The sequence below is a fragment of the Clostridium sp. 1001283B150225_161107_B6 genome (assembly GCF_015556325.1).
Taxonomy (GTDB): Bacteria; Bacillota; Clostridia; order Lachnospirales; family Lachnospiraceae; genus Enterocloster.
On record NZ_JADNMD010000013.1, the window covers coordinates 147,705 to 165,520 of the forward strand.

15 protein-coding genes are annotated in these 17,816 nt (G+C 49.6%); 2 read left to right on the plus strand and 13 right to left on the minus strand.

From position 1 onward, the window contains the following. Positions 1–21: 21 nt before the first annotated feature. The 9 genes from I2H39_RS23775 to I2H39_RS23810 all read right to left on the minus strand — a co-directional run bounded on the left by I2H39_RS23775 (position 22) and on the right by I2H39_RS23810 (position 8,580). Positions 22–2,004: an FAD-binding protein gene (locus I2H39_RS23775; protein ID WP_195627669.1), complete on the minus strand. Its 1,983-nt coding sequence runs from the start codon at positions 2,002–2,004 to the stop codon at positions 22–24. A 16-nt stretch (positions 2,005–2,020) separates the two neighbouring features. After that, complete coding sequence (locus I2H39_RS23780; RefSeq protein ID WP_330641083.1) at positions 2,021–2,770, minus strand: 3-ketoacyl-ACP reductase; 750 nt, start codon at positions 2,768–2,770, stop codon at positions 2,021–2,023. 56 nt (positions 2,771–2,826) lie between these two features. Next, positions 2,827–4,095, minus strand: coding sequence for a TRAP transporter large permease (locus I2H39_RS23785; RefSeq protein WP_195627671.1), 1,269 nt, complete (start codon positions 4,093–4,095; stop codon positions 2,827–2,829). Positions 4,096–4,117: 22 nt separating this feature from the next. Beyond that, on the minus strand, positions 4,118–4,597 hold the full coding sequence (locus I2H39_RS23790) for a TRAP transporter small permease (protein WP_195627672.1): 480 nt from the start codon (positions 4,595–4,597) through the stop codon (positions 4,118–4,120). 59 nt (positions 4,598–4,656) lie between these two features. Next, entirely contained in the window at positions 4,657–5,718 is a 1,062-nt protein-coding gene (locus I2H39_RS23795) for a TRAP transporter substrate-binding protein (protein ID WP_195627673.1), read from the minus strand. Between the two features lie 14 nt (positions 5,719–5,732). Beyond that, positions 5,733–6,632 (minus strand): hypothetical protein, encoded by a 900-nt coding sequence (locus I2H39_RS23800; protein ID WP_195627674.1) that lies wholly within the window; start codon positions 6,630–6,632, stop codon positions 5,733–5,735. 37 nt (positions 6,633–6,669) lie between these two features. Next, a complete protein-coding gene (locus I2H39_RS29535; RefSeq protein WP_264469681.1) occupies positions 6,670–6,816 on the minus strand; it encodes a hypothetical protein in 147 nt (48 codons plus the stop codon). A gap of 7 nt (positions 6,817–6,823) precedes the next feature. Continuing rightward, positions 6,824–7,084: an SDR family NAD(P)-dependent oxidoreductase gene (locus I2H39_RS29540; RefSeq protein WP_264469680.1), complete on the minus strand. Its 261-nt coding sequence runs from the start codon at positions 7,082–7,084 to the stop codon at positions 6,824–6,826. 212 nt (positions 7,085–7,296) lie between these two features. Continuing rightward, positions 7,297–8,580, minus strand: a complete 1,284-nt coding sequence (locus tag I2H39_RS23810) for a 4Fe-4S dicluster domain-containing protein (RefSeq protein WP_195627675.1) — start codon at positions 8,578–8,580, stop codon at positions 7,297–7,299. 335 nt (positions 8,581–8,915) lie between these two features. Between I2H39_RS23810 and I2H39_RS23815 the strand changes: the two genes are divergently transcribed. Continuing rightward, entirely contained in the window at positions 8,916–9,335 is a 420-nt protein-coding gene (locus I2H39_RS23815; protein WP_138309856.1) for a sigma-70 family RNA polymerase sigma factor, read from the plus strand. Positions 9,336–9,481: 146 nt separating this feature from the next. Continuing rightward, positions 9,482–10,246, plus strand: coding sequence for a LytTR family DNA-binding domain-containing protein (locus I2H39_RS23820; RefSeq protein ID WP_195627676.1), 765 nt, complete (start codon positions 9,482–9,484; stop codon positions 10,244–10,246). Between the two features lie 142 nt (positions 10,247–10,388). Here the strand turns inward: I2H39_RS23820 and I2H39_RS23825 are convergent, their stop codons facing one another. The 4 genes from I2H39_RS23825 to I2H39_RS23840 all read right to left on the minus strand — a co-directional run bounded on the left by I2H39_RS23825 (position 10,389) and on the right by I2H39_RS23840 (position 17,726). Beyond that, positions 10,389–11,678 carry a glycoside hydrolase family protein gene (locus tag I2H39_RS23825; protein WP_195627677.1) on the minus strand — a complete coding sequence of 430 codons (1,290 nt, stop codon included), beginning with the start codon at positions 11,676–11,678 and terminating at the stop codon, positions 10,389–10,391. Positions 11,679–11,701: 23 nt separating this feature from the next. Further along, entirely contained in the window at positions 11,702–13,774 is a 2,073-nt protein-coding gene (locus tag I2H39_RS23830) for a clostripain-related cysteine peptidase (protein WP_195627678.1), read from the minus strand. Positions 13,775–13,927: 153 nt separating this feature from the next. Beyond that, the gene (locus tag I2H39_RS23835; RefSeq protein WP_195627679.1) at positions 13,928–17,107 is read right to left on the minus strand and encodes a hypothetical protein; all 3,180 of its coding nucleotides are present in this window, start codon (positions 17,105–17,107) and stop codon (positions 13,928–13,930) included. A 70-nt stretch (positions 17,108–17,177) separates the two neighbouring features. Further along, positions 17,178–17,726, minus strand: a complete 549-nt coding sequence (locus I2H39_RS23840; protein ID WP_195627680.1) for a hypothetical protein — start codon at positions 17,724–17,726, stop codon at positions 17,178–17,180. Positions 17,727–17,816: the final 90 nt, after the last annotated feature.

Genomic DNA, 17,816 nt, shown 5'->3' on the forward strand with positions numbered 1-17,816 from the left:
GTATTCTCCTTTAACCGCCTTTTACCTTATAATACCATCTTCACGGTAATCTTTCCAGACATTTTCAAACCAGATTTCCTCGTCGGGAAGGGGTCTTACAGGCCTCCAGGATACATGGCAGACCTTCGTTCCTGCATCATAATAAATCTCCTGGAGCACGGATGCATCCGTTTCCTCTGTCCTGTTCCTGAACCGTTCATCCAAATGGGGGTTAGGTATCTGCCCCTCCGGATTATATACCAGACAGGACCCTCTGCTGACGCCGACCCTGGCGTCATAATCCTTCATGGCCTCCAGGTAAACAAACTGGCTTATCAGAAGATGCTTCAGTTTATACAACTCCTTAAGCGCTTCCGGTCCCTTAATACGGACCTTGCGCTCCAGCTGTTCCCTCTGCCTCCGGTTTTCCTCAAGAGCTGTCCCTATCCCTTCCCCTGAGCGGATACACGCCCCGTATTTGGTCATCCTGATTCCCAGCAGCCTGAGCTGTCCTGCCACATCCGTCAGGCAGTCCTGTGTGCTCTGCAGGGCGAGTTCTCCAAAGGCCGTCTCCTCCTCCACCTCCTTCATGTGGGCGCTGAGGAACTGCTCCCTTTGGCAGGGTTCCCCCATGTAACGCTTCACAATATACTGGCTGGCCCGTATGGCGCCTACCTGACCTGCATTCAGTGCACTCCCGCCCGGACGGTATATGCCGTGGGAACCATTTACCTCACCCACGGTGAAGAGGTGCCGGATATTGCTCTCCCACCACTGGTTTCCTCCGATTCCGCCGTTGTTATGCTGCGCGCACACTGCAATCTCCAGATACTCCCCGGACAAATCAATATGATGGCTGCTGTAAACTTCAATGGCCGACGGATTCATATGCTTCAGCCGTTTATAAGGCGTATCCAGAAGAGCTTTGGAATTCTCAAGATACTCCCTGGCCTCCCCGGCCAGATACCGGAACGTAACATGTCCGTCTTCCATCAATGCAGACGGATTATGCATAAAATCCAGATAAACCCGTCTTCCCTTCAGCACAGTCTCCTGATAAACAAGCAGGTCAATGAGAGAGGACCCCTGGGCTTCAACCTTTCTGGGGTCAAAGGGCCATTGATACCCTTTTAAGAAAACTGCCGTCAAAAGCTGTCTGGGCGTATCAAAATAATCATTCAGGAATTCCCTCTCATTGCCGCCGTCCTGGTCGGCAGACAGATAACGGGGCAGGCATTGCTGAAAGGTTCCCGACAAATTCCATCTGTGCTTTACAGATGCAATTCCAAACTGGGACTCAGTCAGATTCTTTGCGGCAGCTCCTGCCTCCAGCAATATTCCCATCCCGCCGGTCTGACTGACCGGATATACACTGGCCTGATACATCCCTGCTTCCCCGCCCGTGGCCCATATGACGTTAACGGCCGAAAACACGGCATACCGTTCATCGGGTGAGGCGGCCTTCCGTTTATTCAGGGCAATGATGCCCGCCGCCCTCTTTACGCCGTCCTCTTCTTCCGTGAGCAGGCGTACTGCCTGATAGCCGTCAAAGAACGGGATTCCCCGTTCCTCTGCCTGGCGTTCCAGGCATTCGGTCATGTATTTGGATGTCAGCGGGCCTGCGGAAATCCCCCTTTTTAACGGGTCGTGGTCCGTCTTATACCCCACATATTCCCCGCTCCTGTTAAAAGGAAAAGGCACGCCGATATCCACCAGATGGTAAAATGCCCGGAGAGAGCCGGCTGCCTCAGCCATGGCAATATCTCCATCCACACATCCCCCCTCAAACAGGGTCTCCGCCATTTTCCGGATGCTGTCCGGTTCACTGCCGCACTGGGTCAGTTTATAGTAGGTCTGTTTGTCTGAACCCGTATTCCTGGACGTCCCCATATACCGTCCTTCTGTAATCAGGGCAATGTTTTTCTGCCCCAGCTTATGAAGGGTTACGGCTGCATTAAGACCTGCTGCCCCGGTTCCGACTATGATTGTATTGTATTGGTAAAAAGGTATCCTGTTAATATCCATATGCTGAAACCACATCCTATAAACGCCGGATGTGGAACCCTCCATCCACATCTATGTAATTGCCTGTCGTGTAACAGAAATCGTCGGAGCAGAACGCCCTGACCGCCTTTGCCACATCCTCAGGAGTTCCCCATCTCGCGATGGGGAACATCCCCTGACTGATAAGTTCTGTATACTTTTCTTCCACCTGGCTGGTCATATCGGTGCGGATGACCCCAGGTCTTATTTCATATACAAAAATCCCCTCCGGGGCCAGCCGGTCCGCATACAATTTAGTAAGCATAGATATACCTGCCTTTGAGACACAGTATTCTCCCCTGTTTACAGAAGAGACTTCAGCAGAGCAGGACGAAATATTGATGATGGTTCCACGCTTGTCTCCGTGTAAAGGCTGTTTCATCATCTGCAGCGCCACTGCCTGCGTCATGAACATATTTGCTTTTGTATTGGTCCCTATTACATAGTCAAAGCTCTCCTCTGTCATCGTCAAAAGGTCAGCCCGTACCTTTGGAGCAACACCCGCATTATTCACAAGTACATCAAATGTTCCTAATGCTTCTAATGCTTGTAAAACTACACGTTTTCTATCTTCCGAGTTACTTATATCTCCCGAAAACCAGAAATAGTCTACCCCGGCTTTTCTCAATATCTCCGTACTTTCAGGATACTCTTCTTCAGGCCGGGTTGCCATTAATGCTACGCGATATCCATTTAACCCTAATTCCTTTACAATAGACAGACCTATTCCCCTGCTTCCTCCTGTCACTAACGCAGTTCTCATGGTTCACTCCCCCCTATCTATAGTTATCCAAATTTAAGGCTCTAAAATAAATTCGGTAAAAACATTGTAACTTGCGGAACAAATGTAATAACCATCAAAAACGCAAACATTGCAATCCACATGGGGATTAATGGTCCTATCATTTTCGAAAGAGGCGTTTGTGAAATCCCAGACGCTACAAACAGTGTTATTCCTACCGGAGGTGTGCTCATTCCTATCGCCAGGTTTGCTGTTACTACTAACCCAAAATGTACTGGATTAATTCCAAGAATTTTTGCCACTGGCAGTAAGATTGGAACAATTAGAATAATTGCAGGCGTGGAATCCAAAATCATGCCAAGGAACAATAAAATAACATTAGAGATTAAGAAGAAAATGATTTTGTTGCTGCATAATGCCAACAATGCATCTGTTATCGCTGTAATAATATGGTTAGCAGTCAATACCCATGATAATGCATTTGTTACAGATACACAGAACATAACTGCAGCTGTCGTAAACGCGCTGTCCTTTAAAATTTCAGGAATATCTTTCAATTCCAGCTTTTTATATACAAAACGCCCGACTATAAATGCATAAACCACTGCTATAACCGATGCCTCCGTTGCAGTAAACTTTCCGCTTAATATTCCGCCCATAATGATAACTACCATTATAATAGCCCAAATGGAGTCCTTCAATGCACTCATTAATTGTCCAAAGGTTGCCTTGGGCTCCACCGAATATCCTCGTCTGCCGCAATAACCAATGCATACCAGCATAAGTGAAATTCCAATTATAATTCCCGGAATATAGCCTGCGAGAAACATATCACCCACAGATACCCCTGCGGTTGTCGCATACACAACCATAACAATACTTGGCGGAATAATAATGCCTAATGGCCCGCTGGTTGCAGCTATGGCTCCCGTAAAAGCTTTATCATATCCTTTTTCATGCATTGCAGGTATCAAAATAGACCCAATTGCAGAAGTAGCAGCCGCACCGGAACCAGATATTGTCCCAAAAAACATACATGCTACTACACACACCAGTGATAATCCTCCTTTTATATGACCAACTAAAGCAGAAGATAAATCAACCAGCTTTGTGGAAATTCCTCCCTTTGCCATCAGGTTTCCCGAAAGAATAAAGAATGGAATGGCAAGCATAGAAAAGGAATCTATCTGCGTAAACATTCTTTGCACCACTGTCTGCAGAGTATAGCCGCTTAGCAATAATCCTGCTATGGATGAAAAGCCAATGGAAGCTGCAATAGGGACACTGAAAAAACAAAGTCCAAATAATATTAAAAAAATAATCAATCCCATAATCCCCTATCAACCTCCTCTTCTATATATTATTAGTTGCAGATTTTCTAAACATATCATAGAATTTTTCCAGTTCATGAATCATAATCAACATCCCAGATACAGGAAGCGCAGCATAGGGAATCGCTAAAGAGATATGAAGCGCTGGCGATACCTGTTTTGCAGCTATGCTAAGCATATTAATTCCATAAGCCAGAATGACCCCTCCAAAAGCAAGCATTCCCACATGCGAAATAAAGGTGAATAATCTTTCTGTCTTAGGAAATAACGCTATCATAAAATCAACTCTGAAATGCGCATCTCCAGAAACCGCCCAGCCTCCTCCAAGGAACACCAGCCACACAAAACAATATCGGCAGGCTTCTTCACTCCACGCCAATGGGCTTTTTAATATCAGACGGAATATAACCTGAGCAAACGCCGCAGAAATCATTCCACCAAAGGTTATATAAATTACAAGCAATTCTATTTTATTCAGAACCTTTAATGCTTTCTTTACCATTGTTTTCCTCCTAATGCGGCTTTCGCCCACCATATAGGCGAGCGGAAGCTAAATTCAATCTATTGCAAAGAAACACACAGGTCTATCATATCTTCGCCTACAACGTCTTTAAACTTTTCCCATACTGTTTCCGATGCCTTAACAAAGTCCGATTTGTCAGCCACCTCATTAATCACCGTACCGCCCTTCTCTAACTCTTCAAGGCATTTATCATTATAATCCGCCCAATTCTGACGTTCTACTTCCTCCAGATAAGCTCCAGCCTCCCACACAGCATCCTGAATTTCCTTTGGCAGTGACTCAAGATAGCTCTTTGACATTATTAATACATCGGGTGTACGAATATGCTCTGTAAGTGAGAAATACTTAGCAACTTCATAATGCTTCATACTATATAATACGGGAGCGGCATTTTCTGCGCCATCAATTACGCCCGTCTGTAATGCTGAGTATATGTCTCCCATTGGCATAGGCGTCCCCGTTGCACCGAATGCGGCCATTGATGACATAAACACATCGTTTTCCGGAACTCTCAGCAGCAGTCCATTCATATCTTCCATTTTATTAACTGCATTCTTTGAATTATAAACACTTCTGCTTCCTGCATCCAGCCAGGCAATCACAACTAAATCTTTCTCAGCCAGCAGATTATTGAACCAATCCTTTAAGCCCCCATTAAGGCAGGCATCCATGTGTTCCAGGCTGGTGAAAATGTAAGGCAGTCCAAATATTGCTGACTCTTCTACATAAAACGATAAGTCCGTAGACATACATTTTGTAATTTCCAAATTTCCCATCTGAACACTTTCCAGCATCTCCCTATGATTTCCTAATGCTGAATTTGGATAAATCTCAACTTGAATCTGGCCATTCGTCAAGTGTTCAAGCTTTTCACCAAACTGTCCAAAAGATACAACCTCCGGATGGTCTTCAGCCTGCGTATCTCCAAGTTTCCAGACCATTTTTTCAATGCTTTCTTCTTTTTCCGTTGTTTCTGCACTTTCTTTTTCCGCTGTTGTGCTACTCGCCTCTGAAACTTTCCCGGTTTCTGGTTTTTTGCCGCATCCTACAATACCAGAAATCATGCATACTGCCAATACTGCCGCTAACAATCTCTTCATTCTTAATTTCCCCCTTACTCTTTGATATTTAAAAATTCCATTATATCTTCTTTCATCTGATTTGATTCAACCTTTATGCCTGTCCAGTTATTAAATGAACACATACCCTGATGAACCAACAAATCTATTCCGGAAACTGTTAAAAATCCTCTTTTCTCTGCATTCAGGCAAAATTCCGTCTGCATGGGTTCATAAATAGCATCAAAGAAAACCGCATTCTCACAAACTGACTCATATGGAAAAATAACCCCCAAATCTCCCCTCCCCCCCATTCCATTCGGTGTACAGTTTGCAATGAGCCGGCATGAAGGCAGTTCCTGTTCCCACTCATCAGTTTTCCAGTCAATTACCTTAATATTAACTGATGGTACTTTAGTCTTAAGCCTCTTAATAAATGCATTAAAGCTTTCCATGAAGTGAATCTCCGTAAATTTATTCGATACTACAATTTCCTTCACTCCCTGTAAAGCTGCCTGCGCCGCTGCTGCTCTGGCCATTCCTCCCGCACCTAAAATAAATACCTTCTGGATTTTTTCCTGCGTTTCATCTCTGGCCTCATTTACTGCGTTCCAAAAACCCAAACTATCAGTATTATAGCCGATAATCCTCCCCTCTCTCAGGCATGCGCAGTTCACGGCTCCGATAATCTCCGCTTCTTCTGAAAGTTCGTCCATATAACGTAAAGCCACCTCCTTCACAGGCATAGTAAACACATATCCCTCCAGATTAGAAGCTACGAGTCCCTGCATGATTACATCAAAATTTTCCAGATTACCTTTTATAGCTACAAAGACATTATCCATATCCAAACGGTCAAATGAAGAATTCATAATAACCGGAGACATTGAATGCGATATGGGATCTCCAATAATAGTAAAAATCTTACTTCTTGCATTTACTGTCTTCTTTCTCATAATAACCTCACATTATCTGTGTACAATAATTAACCTGTTACCTGGCAGAATACCCTTTAATCCCTTTGTCCCGAAAGTGAATGGCTGCCTTCTGGGACAACCGGTACGGCGCCTTCAGATTAACAGCACTCACCTTATCAAACATCTCTTCAGGATATTCAAATGCGCTCTTCCGAAACTGCATACCTGCATTATTGCACAGGATATCCACATGACCGGCTTCTTCCAAAAGGCGTATCCACATCAGAAGAAACTGACAAATCCACATGGTAACACCGGCCCTCCCGCCCCAGATTTTCAACCGCCCTTCTGGTATCTTCCAAATCCCCGATATCCAGCGCAATGATATCTGCTCCTGCCCTGGCAAACCCGGCCGCCATGCTTTTGCCGATACCTGTTGCACAGCCTGTAATCACTGCCTTTTTCCCTGCAAGAGAAAACAATAAATCCATGCGAAATCTTAACCTCCCCTCCCATGAAAACGGTTTCTTGTATCGTTATATACATATTAACTCATGAAAACGATTTCGTCAAGAGAAGATTGTGGATTTTTCAAATTACAAAAGCCAATATAATAAAAATGGAAAGGGATGAAGATTTTACCCTTCGTCCCTTTCCGTCTCTCCTGTAATCTCTGAAATCTATTTTTAAATGGTTCTCCCTTTCAATCCTTCTCCCGCTTCGCCGCCAGCAGCCGGTCCAGATAAACAGACTTAAACTGCCTGCTGGCCATGGCCTGCTTAAGGGGCGGCAGTTCCAGGATAGCACTGAACAGGGCGGCCATGGCCCTGTGGTTGGAAAACGCCTGATTGTCAAACACCAGGTTTGCCAGGGTTCCCTTCTCAATGGCCTGAAGCACAAACCGGTGGGTGCTGTTCACCGGCGTAATAATCTGCTCTGGCCTGCGCTCCATCCGGACAGCCTTGAAGCTGCAGTTCCTGGCGCACACGCCGCAGCCCAGACAAATGTCCTTATCCACCACAGCCCTTTTTCTTCCGTTTCCGTCATCCTCCATGGAAATGGCCAATACCGGACAAACCTTGGCGCACTTACCGCAGCCAGCACACTGGTCCCCGGTAATATCAGGAATATAATTGGTGGTGGCCACGGGCTGCATGGGGCTGAAATGCCTGGCAGCCTGAAGTGCCTCACAGCAGCACCCGCAGCAGTTGCAGATAAAAGCCGGGTGCTCCCGCACATTTTCCCCTATCTGTACCAGATTGCTGGCGTAGGAGCGTTCCAGGGCATCCAATGCTTCCTCCTTTGAGATGAGCCTGCAGTAATCCCCGTGCTGGGCCAGGGAACGGGCCACATTGTCAAAGGTCAGGCATACATCCCAGGGAGCGTTAATCTGGCAGGGATGGCCTGCGTGGGACATCTTATGGCGGCAGTAGCAGAGTCCCAGTCCAATGTATTCTGCCTCCTCTACAATGTGGGTGGCTCGCTCGTAATCCAGGATGTGGTTCATCTTATCATTGGTCAGGACCGGTTCCTGGACGAACACGCGGCCCAGCTTTGTCTCGGTGGCGTAGAACAGGTCCTTGATGAAATCCTCCTCCACATTCATGTACTGGTAATACAATTCGCTGAGATATTTCTGGTCAATATCTCCCCTTGTCCGCATCAGGGCAAATTCAATGAATCCTGCCATTGGCGGGGGCATCACGAATTTCCGCACTCCCTTGTCCCAGGAGTCCACCAGCAATGCCTTGCCGCACAGGTGGTCCAACAGCTTTTCCGCCTTGTACTCCGAGGTCCCCCATATCTTTGCCGCCTTTTTAATGGTAAACGGACGGACCGGCAGCAAAGCCACCCATTTGGCCTCCTTTTCAGAATAGAGGACCTGCAGTATCTTGTACAGCGTCTCAGAGGCCGGGGCCCCCTGGGTAAACCAGTTGATGCGTTCTCCCAGATTCCGGTATGCGTCGCGGGTTGTAAGATGTCCCATTGTCTTTACCTCCTCCTTGGATTTTCCTTGATTGTTCCCATTTTTTTCCCTGTCATACCGGAATGCGCCTGAACATATACGCTGTCAGCTGCGCCAGGTTCCGGCAGGGCATGGAACAACCCCTTCTCCGTCTACTTTAACACTGCAAAAAATAATATTCAACTGGAAGTACATCACATGCTTCCTTTCCACAAAATCCCATTTTGATTTTCTGTCTTATACTTCTTATCCGCCTAATCGAACATGTGTTCGAATTTTTCTTGACAAAATCCCCCCTCAGTGATATCTTTAAACTACATCACAGATTCCCTTTTCCACATGAGAGGTGGAAAAATATGCTATATTACATACGTATTGATAACCGGAATATCTATGTCTCAAAAGAAATTTATAAATTATACTGCAAAGGCCAGCGGAAGGAGCGGTATTTCCGGGAGTCGGATATCCATAATAGGACATTTTCTTATAATGCATTGGACACAGAGGATTTAAACGGCTGCGACCTGTTTCAGGACACCCGCTCCAAATCTGTGGAGGAGCAGGCTGAGGAGGCATTGGAGCGCTCCCTGCTCCTTAAGGCCATGAAGGGCCTGGACCCCAGAGAGAGGGATATGATACGCCGTATTTACTGTTACGACCAGTCCCTGCGCCAGATTTCCAGGGAAACCGGAGTTCCTGTAACCACGCTTCATTACCGCCACGGAAAGATTCTCAGGAAGCTGAGAAGCCTCATGGAGCAGCGGCAAGAAGAATGAGAAGGACGGGTGCTGCACAGATTCACACCGTTATTTGGGCCGGACGGCCTTTTCTATTCGGTTTTAATCGAACATACGTTCTGTATAACGGATGAATCTTGTAACCACCCATGATTACTTATACTGGAACAAAGGAGGAATCTGGTTTGAATATTGTTATATCAACAGAACATAGTCAGCTTTTCAGTCAACTTTATACAGCCGCAGACTCAGCCATTTCCACCAGGCGTCTGAGGGGCATGGAGCTGTATGCCTTCAGGAGCCTGACACCGGACGAACTCATCAAGGAAGCTGCCGGCTCTCCCACAGAGCTGTGGCTCATGTTCTTTGACAGCGACAGCCGTCCTGACTGGCCCGATGTCCTGGACAGGCTCACGTCCTGCAGCAGCCGGATAATGGTCTGCATGGTGAGCAGTGATTACCGCACCGCGGCCCGTCTGGTCAACAGCCACTCCGTCCGCGGCATTGCAGGCTACATCCATCCTGCCCATGATAATTTAGAACGCTCCTGCCTGAATATCCTGACCTACCTGAACCGCCGCGTGAATTCCACGGACGGATTTCTGCTTGTACACGGAAACCGGCAGGAAGCCCGTGTCCCCTTTTCCGGAATCTATTATATAGAAACCGTAAAAGGGACCCACATGTGCAATGTACACTGCTCTGACGGGGTATATACCTTCCGCTCCGGTATCAAAGAATTGTCAGAAAAGCTGGCTCCGCCCTTCCGTCAGGTACGGGCGTCCACCATAGCAAATCTGTCCAATGTCCGGTCCTTTGAACCTGACCAGGGGATTCTCTCCTTTACAGGCGGTATTTCCTGCTGCTGTTCCCGCAGCTACAGGCGCGGTTTGTCTGATTATTTCCGCAGGTATCCGCTCCGCGCGGGCCTGGACGCAAGCAATGGATAGGCACGGGGCAGGATTCATCCGCCAGGATGCATTGGCCGGGACGCAGCGGAAAGGGCAGAGAATCATGCCTCTGCCCTTTCTTTCCGTATCAATATCCATTAGCGGTTATTTTTGCCCTATAATCAGAATTGCTGTCCCCCTATCAGGATAAGAATAACTGCCGTTCCTGCATCCGCCGCCTGGTAAGTCCTTCCAACACCTTTCCGGCTGCTTTGTTCCATTTGGGAAATTCATCGGCCGCCCCCTTTACATCCCCTGCATTCAGACATTTTAAAAGCGTACTGTTCCTGAGCGCGCCTGCCCCCAGATTATATGCAAAGCTTACCAGGGCATCAAACTGGTTTTGGGTTACGCTGCATCCCAGCACGTTGATTACCGCCTGTTCGAATTTTCTTAAGTCCTCCCTCAGATATGCCTCTGCCTGTGCCTGGGTAATCCTCATCCCCATGGTCACTCCGGCCGTATGTCCGTACCCGATGGTTGGCACACCGGCTGCGCAGCGGTATGCCTCCAGACGGCATCCTTCAAACTGTTTAATCAGGCAGATACCTGCATCCGATATTCTTAGTTCTCCCCGGGCCTGTTCTGCTTTATGGTCTGCTGGTGCTGGAATGACGGGAAGCTCCGGTGATTCCTCCTCCGGAAAATGCAGTACGCCGTTTTTATCCACCTGTACGATAAAGCTTGTCCCCAGCTTTGCCATCCGGCCGTCTTTGTTAAAATAATAGGGCTTCCCTTTAATGAATTGGAGCCCCTTAACCATCGCAAAGTCCGGGCCGAAATAATACCAGTCGTCTTTATAAAGGTACCAGTTATCCCTCACAGCATGGCCTGAACCATCAAACCAGAACCACTGCCCGCGGTCCTGATACCAGTCATTGACCACATACCGTTCCGGCTCCAGATAGAAACGGACCCCGCCGTCTTCCTTTACCCAACCCGTGGGGTGGGGTAAAGGAGCTGCTGGTTCACATACCTGCTCTGTATAATCAATGTCCTTGAGTTTCAGAACATTGGCCCAGGGCGTATCCCGGACCCGTGTCTCCACTGTACCGTAATTGATGCCCTTAGCCTCAATGCATTTTCCATTTCCAATGTAAACCCCGATATGTCCAGGTTTCCAGAGGGCCCAGCCTGTCATTGATTCATTTAATGCGCCTATGGGCTGCACCTCCCGGGCAGTCTCCTTATAATTGGCGCTTCCCCTCAGGATACCGGTGCACCAGGTAATCAGACCGGAACAATCCGTACAGTGCTTACCCATGAAACACCGCGCCTTGGCTATGTACTGGGGTGTGTAGACCTTGGGATTTTCCGCTGCCAGCTGCAGCAGCAGCGCCTCCGTCAGAACCTGTCCCTTCATACCGAACACATACGGCGTGCCCAACTTCCCCCTGCAGAATTCAATCAATTCCCTGCTCGTCTTACTCATGATTCATTCTCTCCTTTCACTGTTCATGAACCGGCATCCTCTGCCTCCATGCCGATAAAATCCGTATAATAAATATGCTGCCGTACATCCGTCAGCATAAAACCATAGAGATATCCATCCCCGGATATTGGTACTGTCTCCAGCAGCATGTCATCCGGTTCCTCTATATAAAATTCCGTTCCCATGTAATAGCTGTCTGTGTAATACCGGCTGTCCGGAAGGCAGCCCGGAACATCGCTGGCAGCGCTGGCGGAATCTTCCGGTTCAGCCGCTGCTTCCCCGGAACCATCCACAGCTTCCCCGGACTCAGCCAATGCTTCCCCGGGCTCAGCCGCTGCTTCTCCTGCCTCCTCTGCATCTTCCATACATTCAACCGGATACAGCGGTATCATCCGGTCCCCCTCCTTCAGCTCATAAATCTGTTTTGCAGCCTCAGAGGACAGGCCCGCCGGCGTCACGGAAAGAATCTGCCCGTCCCCATGCTCCTCGTCAAACCCAATCCGCAAGGTACACAGCTCCCCGTTATAGAGCACCGGAGCCATATATTCCGTGTATGCCTCCAGATTCATGGTTTCAATAAGGCAGAGCACCTGTCCCTTCATTCCCATATAGCTGTCCTCCGGCACTGCACGCAGCGTCCCGTCCACTCCAATGGCCACATCACTGTCCGTGCAGAGAAGATAATAACTCCCCTGGTCCCCCACGGGGCAGAACACAGCCAGGTATGCTCCTGTCACGGAAGAAATATCCTCCGGGGAAATACTGATTTCCACAGCGCCGTCCTTATGTGCACGTATGTCTCCCCAATCCACACCGCTTTCCCTGGCCAGATACGCTGCATATCCGTCCGTCAGCTGCCTGTAGGCACTGCAGAATCCTGCGGCGTCATACGTTTCAAGGTCCTCCTGCAGATATGGATTGGAACCGCTGGGCAGGTATATGGTCAGGCCGCTTGGATTCACAGGATAGCCTGCGGCCGACTGTTCTGCCACCAGTTTCCCCATCCGCTCCTTTAATGTCTGTAATGCCTGTTCGTCCGGATATACCTTCTGACAGGCATCCAGAAAGTCCATCACATCCACCAGCTCCGAAGCACTTCCCGCCTGTCTGCTGCCAAATGCCAGCATCTTCAACCTGTCCCTTCCCAGTTCACCGTACAGCTCTTCCCGGCATTCCGCCGGTATTCGGTCCACATATTGGTGAAAAACCTCATGAAATGCCCGGTATTCCTTCATATCCATAAGAGTCATGGCAACAGGCGCAGTGCCTGAGGCATAGCAGGCATCATAAGCCCTCACCATGGACCGGCCTGCCGCCTCCCCCCACTCACTGTCAGGCGGCAGGCTGTCTCCCAATGCCGTCATCCAGCTGTAATCATAACCATCCTGAGGTTCCAGCTCCGGCGATGCAATGACATAGTCAGCCTTTCCTTCCAGACAGCCAGCAATCTCCACGCTGCCCATAAGGCAGGCGTCAAAGGCCACAAAATCAAAGGCGCTGTCCGCCATAACAGAGTGGTCCGCAGCCTCCCGTATCTCCTCCAGTGAAAGCCCATCTCCGTCAAAATGGCTGTCGCTCCCATATCCTCCCACCGGGCCGCCTCCGTGATTCCACAGAATCAGCCCGTAATGGCTGGCCGGATAAGATTGGACACCATAGTTGATAAAGTCCGTCAGGGTATCTGCCTCCCCCATGTTCCTGATTTCCATGGGTTCCATGGCGGAAACCCCGTCCTCTGTCAGGACAAACCTGGCATAGGACACGCCATCCATTTCTTCCAGTTCCCACCGGGTGGAACCGCCTGCTTCCACCACCACATGGAGGGAGGGAGCCCTCCCCTCCTGCCCCATTTTTACCAACGCCGCCATCATTTCCTGAAGGTCCGCAGTGGCGGCGCCATAATCTCCTTCCAGGTCGCTGCCGTTCATATATACCATGATTGTACTGTCTGCGGCCTCTGTGGCAGCATCATACTCCATCACCTGAATACCCTGACGCTCAGAACCGCTTACCGTATAGAGGGTCGCCCCTGCCAGCAGGGCGCTTAGGGTCGCCGCAATCCGCGGCGCAGTGACCCTCTTTTTTCTTTCTTCCATCTGCCATTCTCCTTTTCGTTATTACACACTCTCTTTACTGCTTTGCCCCGTGATGCTTTGCCTCATGATGCTTTGCCTCATGATGCTTTGCCTCATAATGTTTTGCCTCATGATGCTTTGCCTCCGGACACTCACTGCCTGCTGCTATGCAGCCTACAGCCTGCTGTCATACCGTCCCTTACGGCTCCTGCTTCTCATTACCCGCACGTTCTCAGATGTCTCAGCACCAAATTCCTGCCTTGCCTCGTCCATGTACTGGTGAATCAATCCCTCCCTGGAAAGATTAATGTAATTCCTGCCGCTGCGGTCCACGGGGAAACTGCGGTACATGGCCTCCTCGGTCTTGTTCAGCACCCGTTCCATGCTGCCCTCTGCCGCGGACAATGCTTTCTTCTGTTTTTGTTCGCCTGTTTTCTGCTTTTGAAGGTCTGCATAGGCCAGCATCTGTTTTCTCTGGCTCTCCACAGCAGACATACTCTTCTTTACCTCGTCATACAGAAGCCTTGCCTGGTCGTAATTGTGAATAACATCCTTCAGCTCAGACAGTTCCTCATCCCGGAACACGCCTTCCTTCTCTTTCAGTGTAATCCTGCGTTTTAAGCCGCCCATGGAGCCGGATAATGCCTTTACATCCCCGGCCTGCTCCCCTGTCTTCAAAATGCCGCCCACACAGTCCAGGGCATTTACATACTCCTGGTTCATCTGGTCAAAATCAGACATGGGTTCGCTGAACTCCCGGACATACGCTTCCTGCATGGAACGCATCAGCCTTGTGGATGACCTCATCTGCTCCCTGGCCCCCGCCAGGCGCCGGCACTGTTCCTCTATGGTATACGACTCATGGCTGTACCGCCTGAAATTGCTGCGGAAAGCCCCGTCCTCAATATGGTCCAAATCATGTTTCATCTGCCCGTTCATATTGCCTGACACAGTACCGGCCGCATCGGACTTCAGGGCAGAGTGCCCCATTTTTGTCTCATACCGGTAGGTCTTTCCCAGGGCAACAAACTCAATGGAAGCCCTGAATTCCTGCTCGTTCATGCCGGCCCTGCCGTACAGCTCCAGACGGTTGATGTAGAAGAAGGATAAAGCCCCCTGTATGACGGCGTTCACCGCCTTCATGACGCCCTCGCCAACCTTGCCGGCCAGCTGCACCGCTGCTTTAGCCACCTGAAGGGCTGCCGTGGCCACTCCGATTGCCACATATACACCGGCCTTTGCCACCTCATAGGCTCCTATCTCGATTCCCTTTGCAATGGCCACAAATGCCTTTTTCCACCACTTCGCATTCCGGATGGATTGCCTGCAGTCCTCAATTCTACGGTTCAGGGAATCAATCTGCCCATACAGCTCGTTTACATGGGCCTGGGCCCTGTCAATTTCCCTTGTGGCATTCCTAATCTTATCCCTCAGCCGGTCAATGGCCCTGTTAATGCTCTCCTGCACCGCCTTCAGCTTCTCAGCCAGCCCGGACGTATCAATCACCAGGCGGAACTCAAACCCGCCCCGGTTGAAATCCTGGTAATTCACCTTCAGATGAATGCTCACATCAAAAATAGCCAGCCAGTTAAAACGCACATCAATGGATATAAGCCCCTTACAGAAAATAATCCTGGTCTCGTAATACAGAATGGACAGCAATTCAATGCGTCCGTCCAGATAGAAGGTCACATCCTTTTTGCCCGCGGACAGGAAGAACACGATTCCCTTTTGTTCCTTACACATAAACTGCCTGAGGACGCTGTCCGCCGGTACGGGAAGGGCTTCCCCGGACTCCTGCCCTGCCCTGGAGGGGCCTAACTTCAGGAATCCCAGATTTACCTCCGGTATCCGGCCATATGCCAGCACCCCGTCTCCCTCCCGAAAGGAAAACAGGACCTCGAACCGCACCTTGAAAATCTCAATCACGCCGCAGACAAAGATTCCCCGCTCCACCGTGTAACTGCCCAGCCTGGTATTCACATCCGCATAATAAAACTGGGCCGTAAGCTTTATCCTGCCCGAACTGTCTATGTAATAATGACGCATCCGCCGCTGGTCCACCAGGTCCACCCCATCCCCAAAGGGAGAAGCCTTTACCTGCTCCTTTTCCAGCACCAGACTGTTGTCATGAATCCTCTGGTTAAATGCCTCTGCCAGCCGGCCCCCGTCTGCGCTCTTAACCATTTCCATGTCAAATGCCTCCATGTCCTGGAAAGGAAGGCCCAGTATTCGAATAAAATCAATGCTGTCAAGGCCTTCAAAGGAAAGCCCCAGCAGATTCCTCACCAAAATAGGAACAGACAGGTCACTGACCGCCGCGGACAGCAAATCCAGCTTGGGGACCGACCCTGCCACGGTAAGCATCACAGCCCCGAACAGATGTATTTCCCGTATATAGAGATTGGCAAACATGGCAAAGACCGGACCCCGGTCAAATCCAATAGCCAGACAGGTGTCCCCTATGGAAAAGGGACCGGCCAGGTGAACGGGCTCCCTGACCTCCCCAAAAGCCTCCACCATGAAGCGGGTCTTTGATATGCCGCAGTTTACATGGAATTCCATATCCGGCACAAAGGCAAACCGGAAAGAGCCCTGAAGCGCCAGGGACAAGGCGCTGCTCTTAAGCTCCGCTGCCAGGCACATGTTCCTGGTTTCCATAAAATGGTTCTTGTATGCCGGGATTGCTGCCATGCACAGGAATCCGCCTTCACCCGCTCCCAGAAAAAGCTGTGTCTCCTCCAGACCGAACAACTCCCTGACCGCCCTTTCAAACACGCTGTTCCCGTCAAGCCTTAAACGGGAATATACAAGCAGGCTGCACCTTTCAATCCGGGCCGGAAATGCCTCTGTTCCCGGCGCCCCGGCCATCAAATCCCCGGGACCCAGTCCTGTTCCCACACGTCCGAAAAAATAAAACTCCTCCATTCCGAAAAAGTCCCCTGCTTTACTCACTGCATTCATAAGGGAGGATACCTGCGGCGGCTGCGCCGGATTGGGGGCTGGGGCTGCGGTGCACACTGAAAACGAAAAGAGAATGGCTGCGCTTCCCCTGCCGGCAGCTGCCTTGAAATACAGCCCCGGTTGGCCATAACCCAGGGCTGTGATTCCATGAATGCAGGAAAAGGCGGCGCATTGATTTGAAACACGGACCAGACCGGAAGCATAAGCTCCGAATTTGGAAGCCATTTCACTGTCTACAGCCTCCAATATTCCAGCGGGCCCTCTCCGGTCCATTTGCAGCTGCCCGCAAAATGACATTTCGCCCTTATCATACCAGACAGCCAGCCTGGCCGGACAGCCTCTGACTGCCCCCTCCACGGCCATGCTGCATGACAACTGACTTTGGTTCATTTCTGCCGCTCCTTTCCTGCGCTCACTCCATGCTGCTTAGTTTACTGATTCCTAAACCGTGCTTCCCACCCTATTTTGCTGCCTGGCTCTTGTCCGGAAGCGCGGCCGCACCCAGGTATTCGTCCACAGTAATCAGAGCCATCTTGTCCACTACCTTCTTTCTGTCCGTATTCCAGACGGAAATAGAAAGGTTCGTTACATCCACAATAGGCTTGATGGTTTCCGGCACCAGACCTTCCGTCACCACCTGCAGCTGAAACGCATATTCCAGAACAGAGTTCTCTCCCTTTTTACTGATGTACAGATAAGCCATCTGAAGCTTGATTACAATATCCTCCAATTTCATGGATGTGGAGCCGCTGCCCTCCTTGGCGGCCTCGGTCATGGCAGTCTCAAGCTGGGTCGTATCCACAGCAGTATCGCTGCCGGACACTCCCTTGGCCATCTTCTTGATGTCATCAATCAAATCCTTTACGGAAATACCGCTGTCCGGCGTCTGTTCCGACGGTATTAAAAGTACTGCGTACCCTCCTTCATTTTTTTCATACATGGCATGAAGCTGTGTCCCAATCAGGGAAAATTCAATGCCAATCGAGGCTTTTAATGTGTTGTTTTCCATCCTGTGATTCTCCTTTTCTTAATTGTTATATGGTTTTGCCTGTTATCAGCACAGCCCTCCGGATGACTGCAAAGCCATCATACCGTGAAA

Coding starts and splice junctions, on each gene's coding strand:
- I2H39_RS23775 (WP_195627669.1), bottom strand. CDS start 2,004: ATGGATATTAACAGGATACCTTTTTACCAATACAATACAATCATAGTC.
- I2H39_RS23785 (WP_195627671.1), bottom strand. CDS start 4,095: ATGGGATTGATTATTTTTTTAATATTATTTGGACTTTGTTTTTTCAGT.
- I2H39_RS23790 (WP_195627672.1), bottom strand. CDS start 4,597: ATGGTAAAGAAAGCATTAAAGGTTCTGAATAAAATAGAATTGCTTGTA.
- I2H39_RS23795 (WP_195627673.1), bottom strand. CDS start 5,718: ATGAAGAGATTGTTAGCGGCAGTATTGGCAGTATGCATGATTTCTGGT.
- I2H39_RS23800 (WP_195627674.1), bottom strand. CDS start 6,632: ATGAGAAAGAAGACAGTAAATGCAAGAAGTAAGATTTTTACTATTATT.
- I2H39_RS29535 (WP_264469681.1), bottom strand. CDS start 6,816: ATGCAGTTTCGGAAGAGCGCATTTGAATATCCTGAAGAGATGTTTGAT.
- I2H39_RS29540 (WP_264469680.1), bottom strand. CDS start 7,084: ATGGATTTATTGTTTTCTCTTGCAGGGAAAAAGGCAGTGATTACAGGC.
- I2H39_RS23810 (WP_195627675.1), bottom strand. CDS start 8,580: ATGGGACATCTTACAACCCGCGACGCATACCGGAATCTGGGAGAACGC.
- I2H39_RS23815 (WP_138309856.1), top strand. CDS start 8,916: ATGCTATATTACATACGTATTGATAACCGGAATATCTATGTCTCAAAA.
- I2H39_RS23825 (WP_195627677.1), bottom strand. CDS start 11,678: ATGAGTAAGACGAGCAGGGAATTGATTGAATTCTGCAGGGGGAAGTTG.
- I2H39_RS23830 (WP_195627678.1), bottom strand. CDS start 13,774: ATGGAAGAAAGAAAAAAGAGGGTCACTGCGCCGCGGATTGCGGCGACC.
- I2H39_RS23835 (WP_195627679.1), bottom strand. CDS start 17,107: ATGAACCAAAGTCAGTTGTCATGCAGCATGGCCGTGGAGGGGGCAGTC.
- I2H39_RS23840 (WP_195627680.1), bottom strand. CDS start 17,726: ATGGAAAACAACACATTAAAAGCCTCGATTGGCATTGAATTTTCCCTG.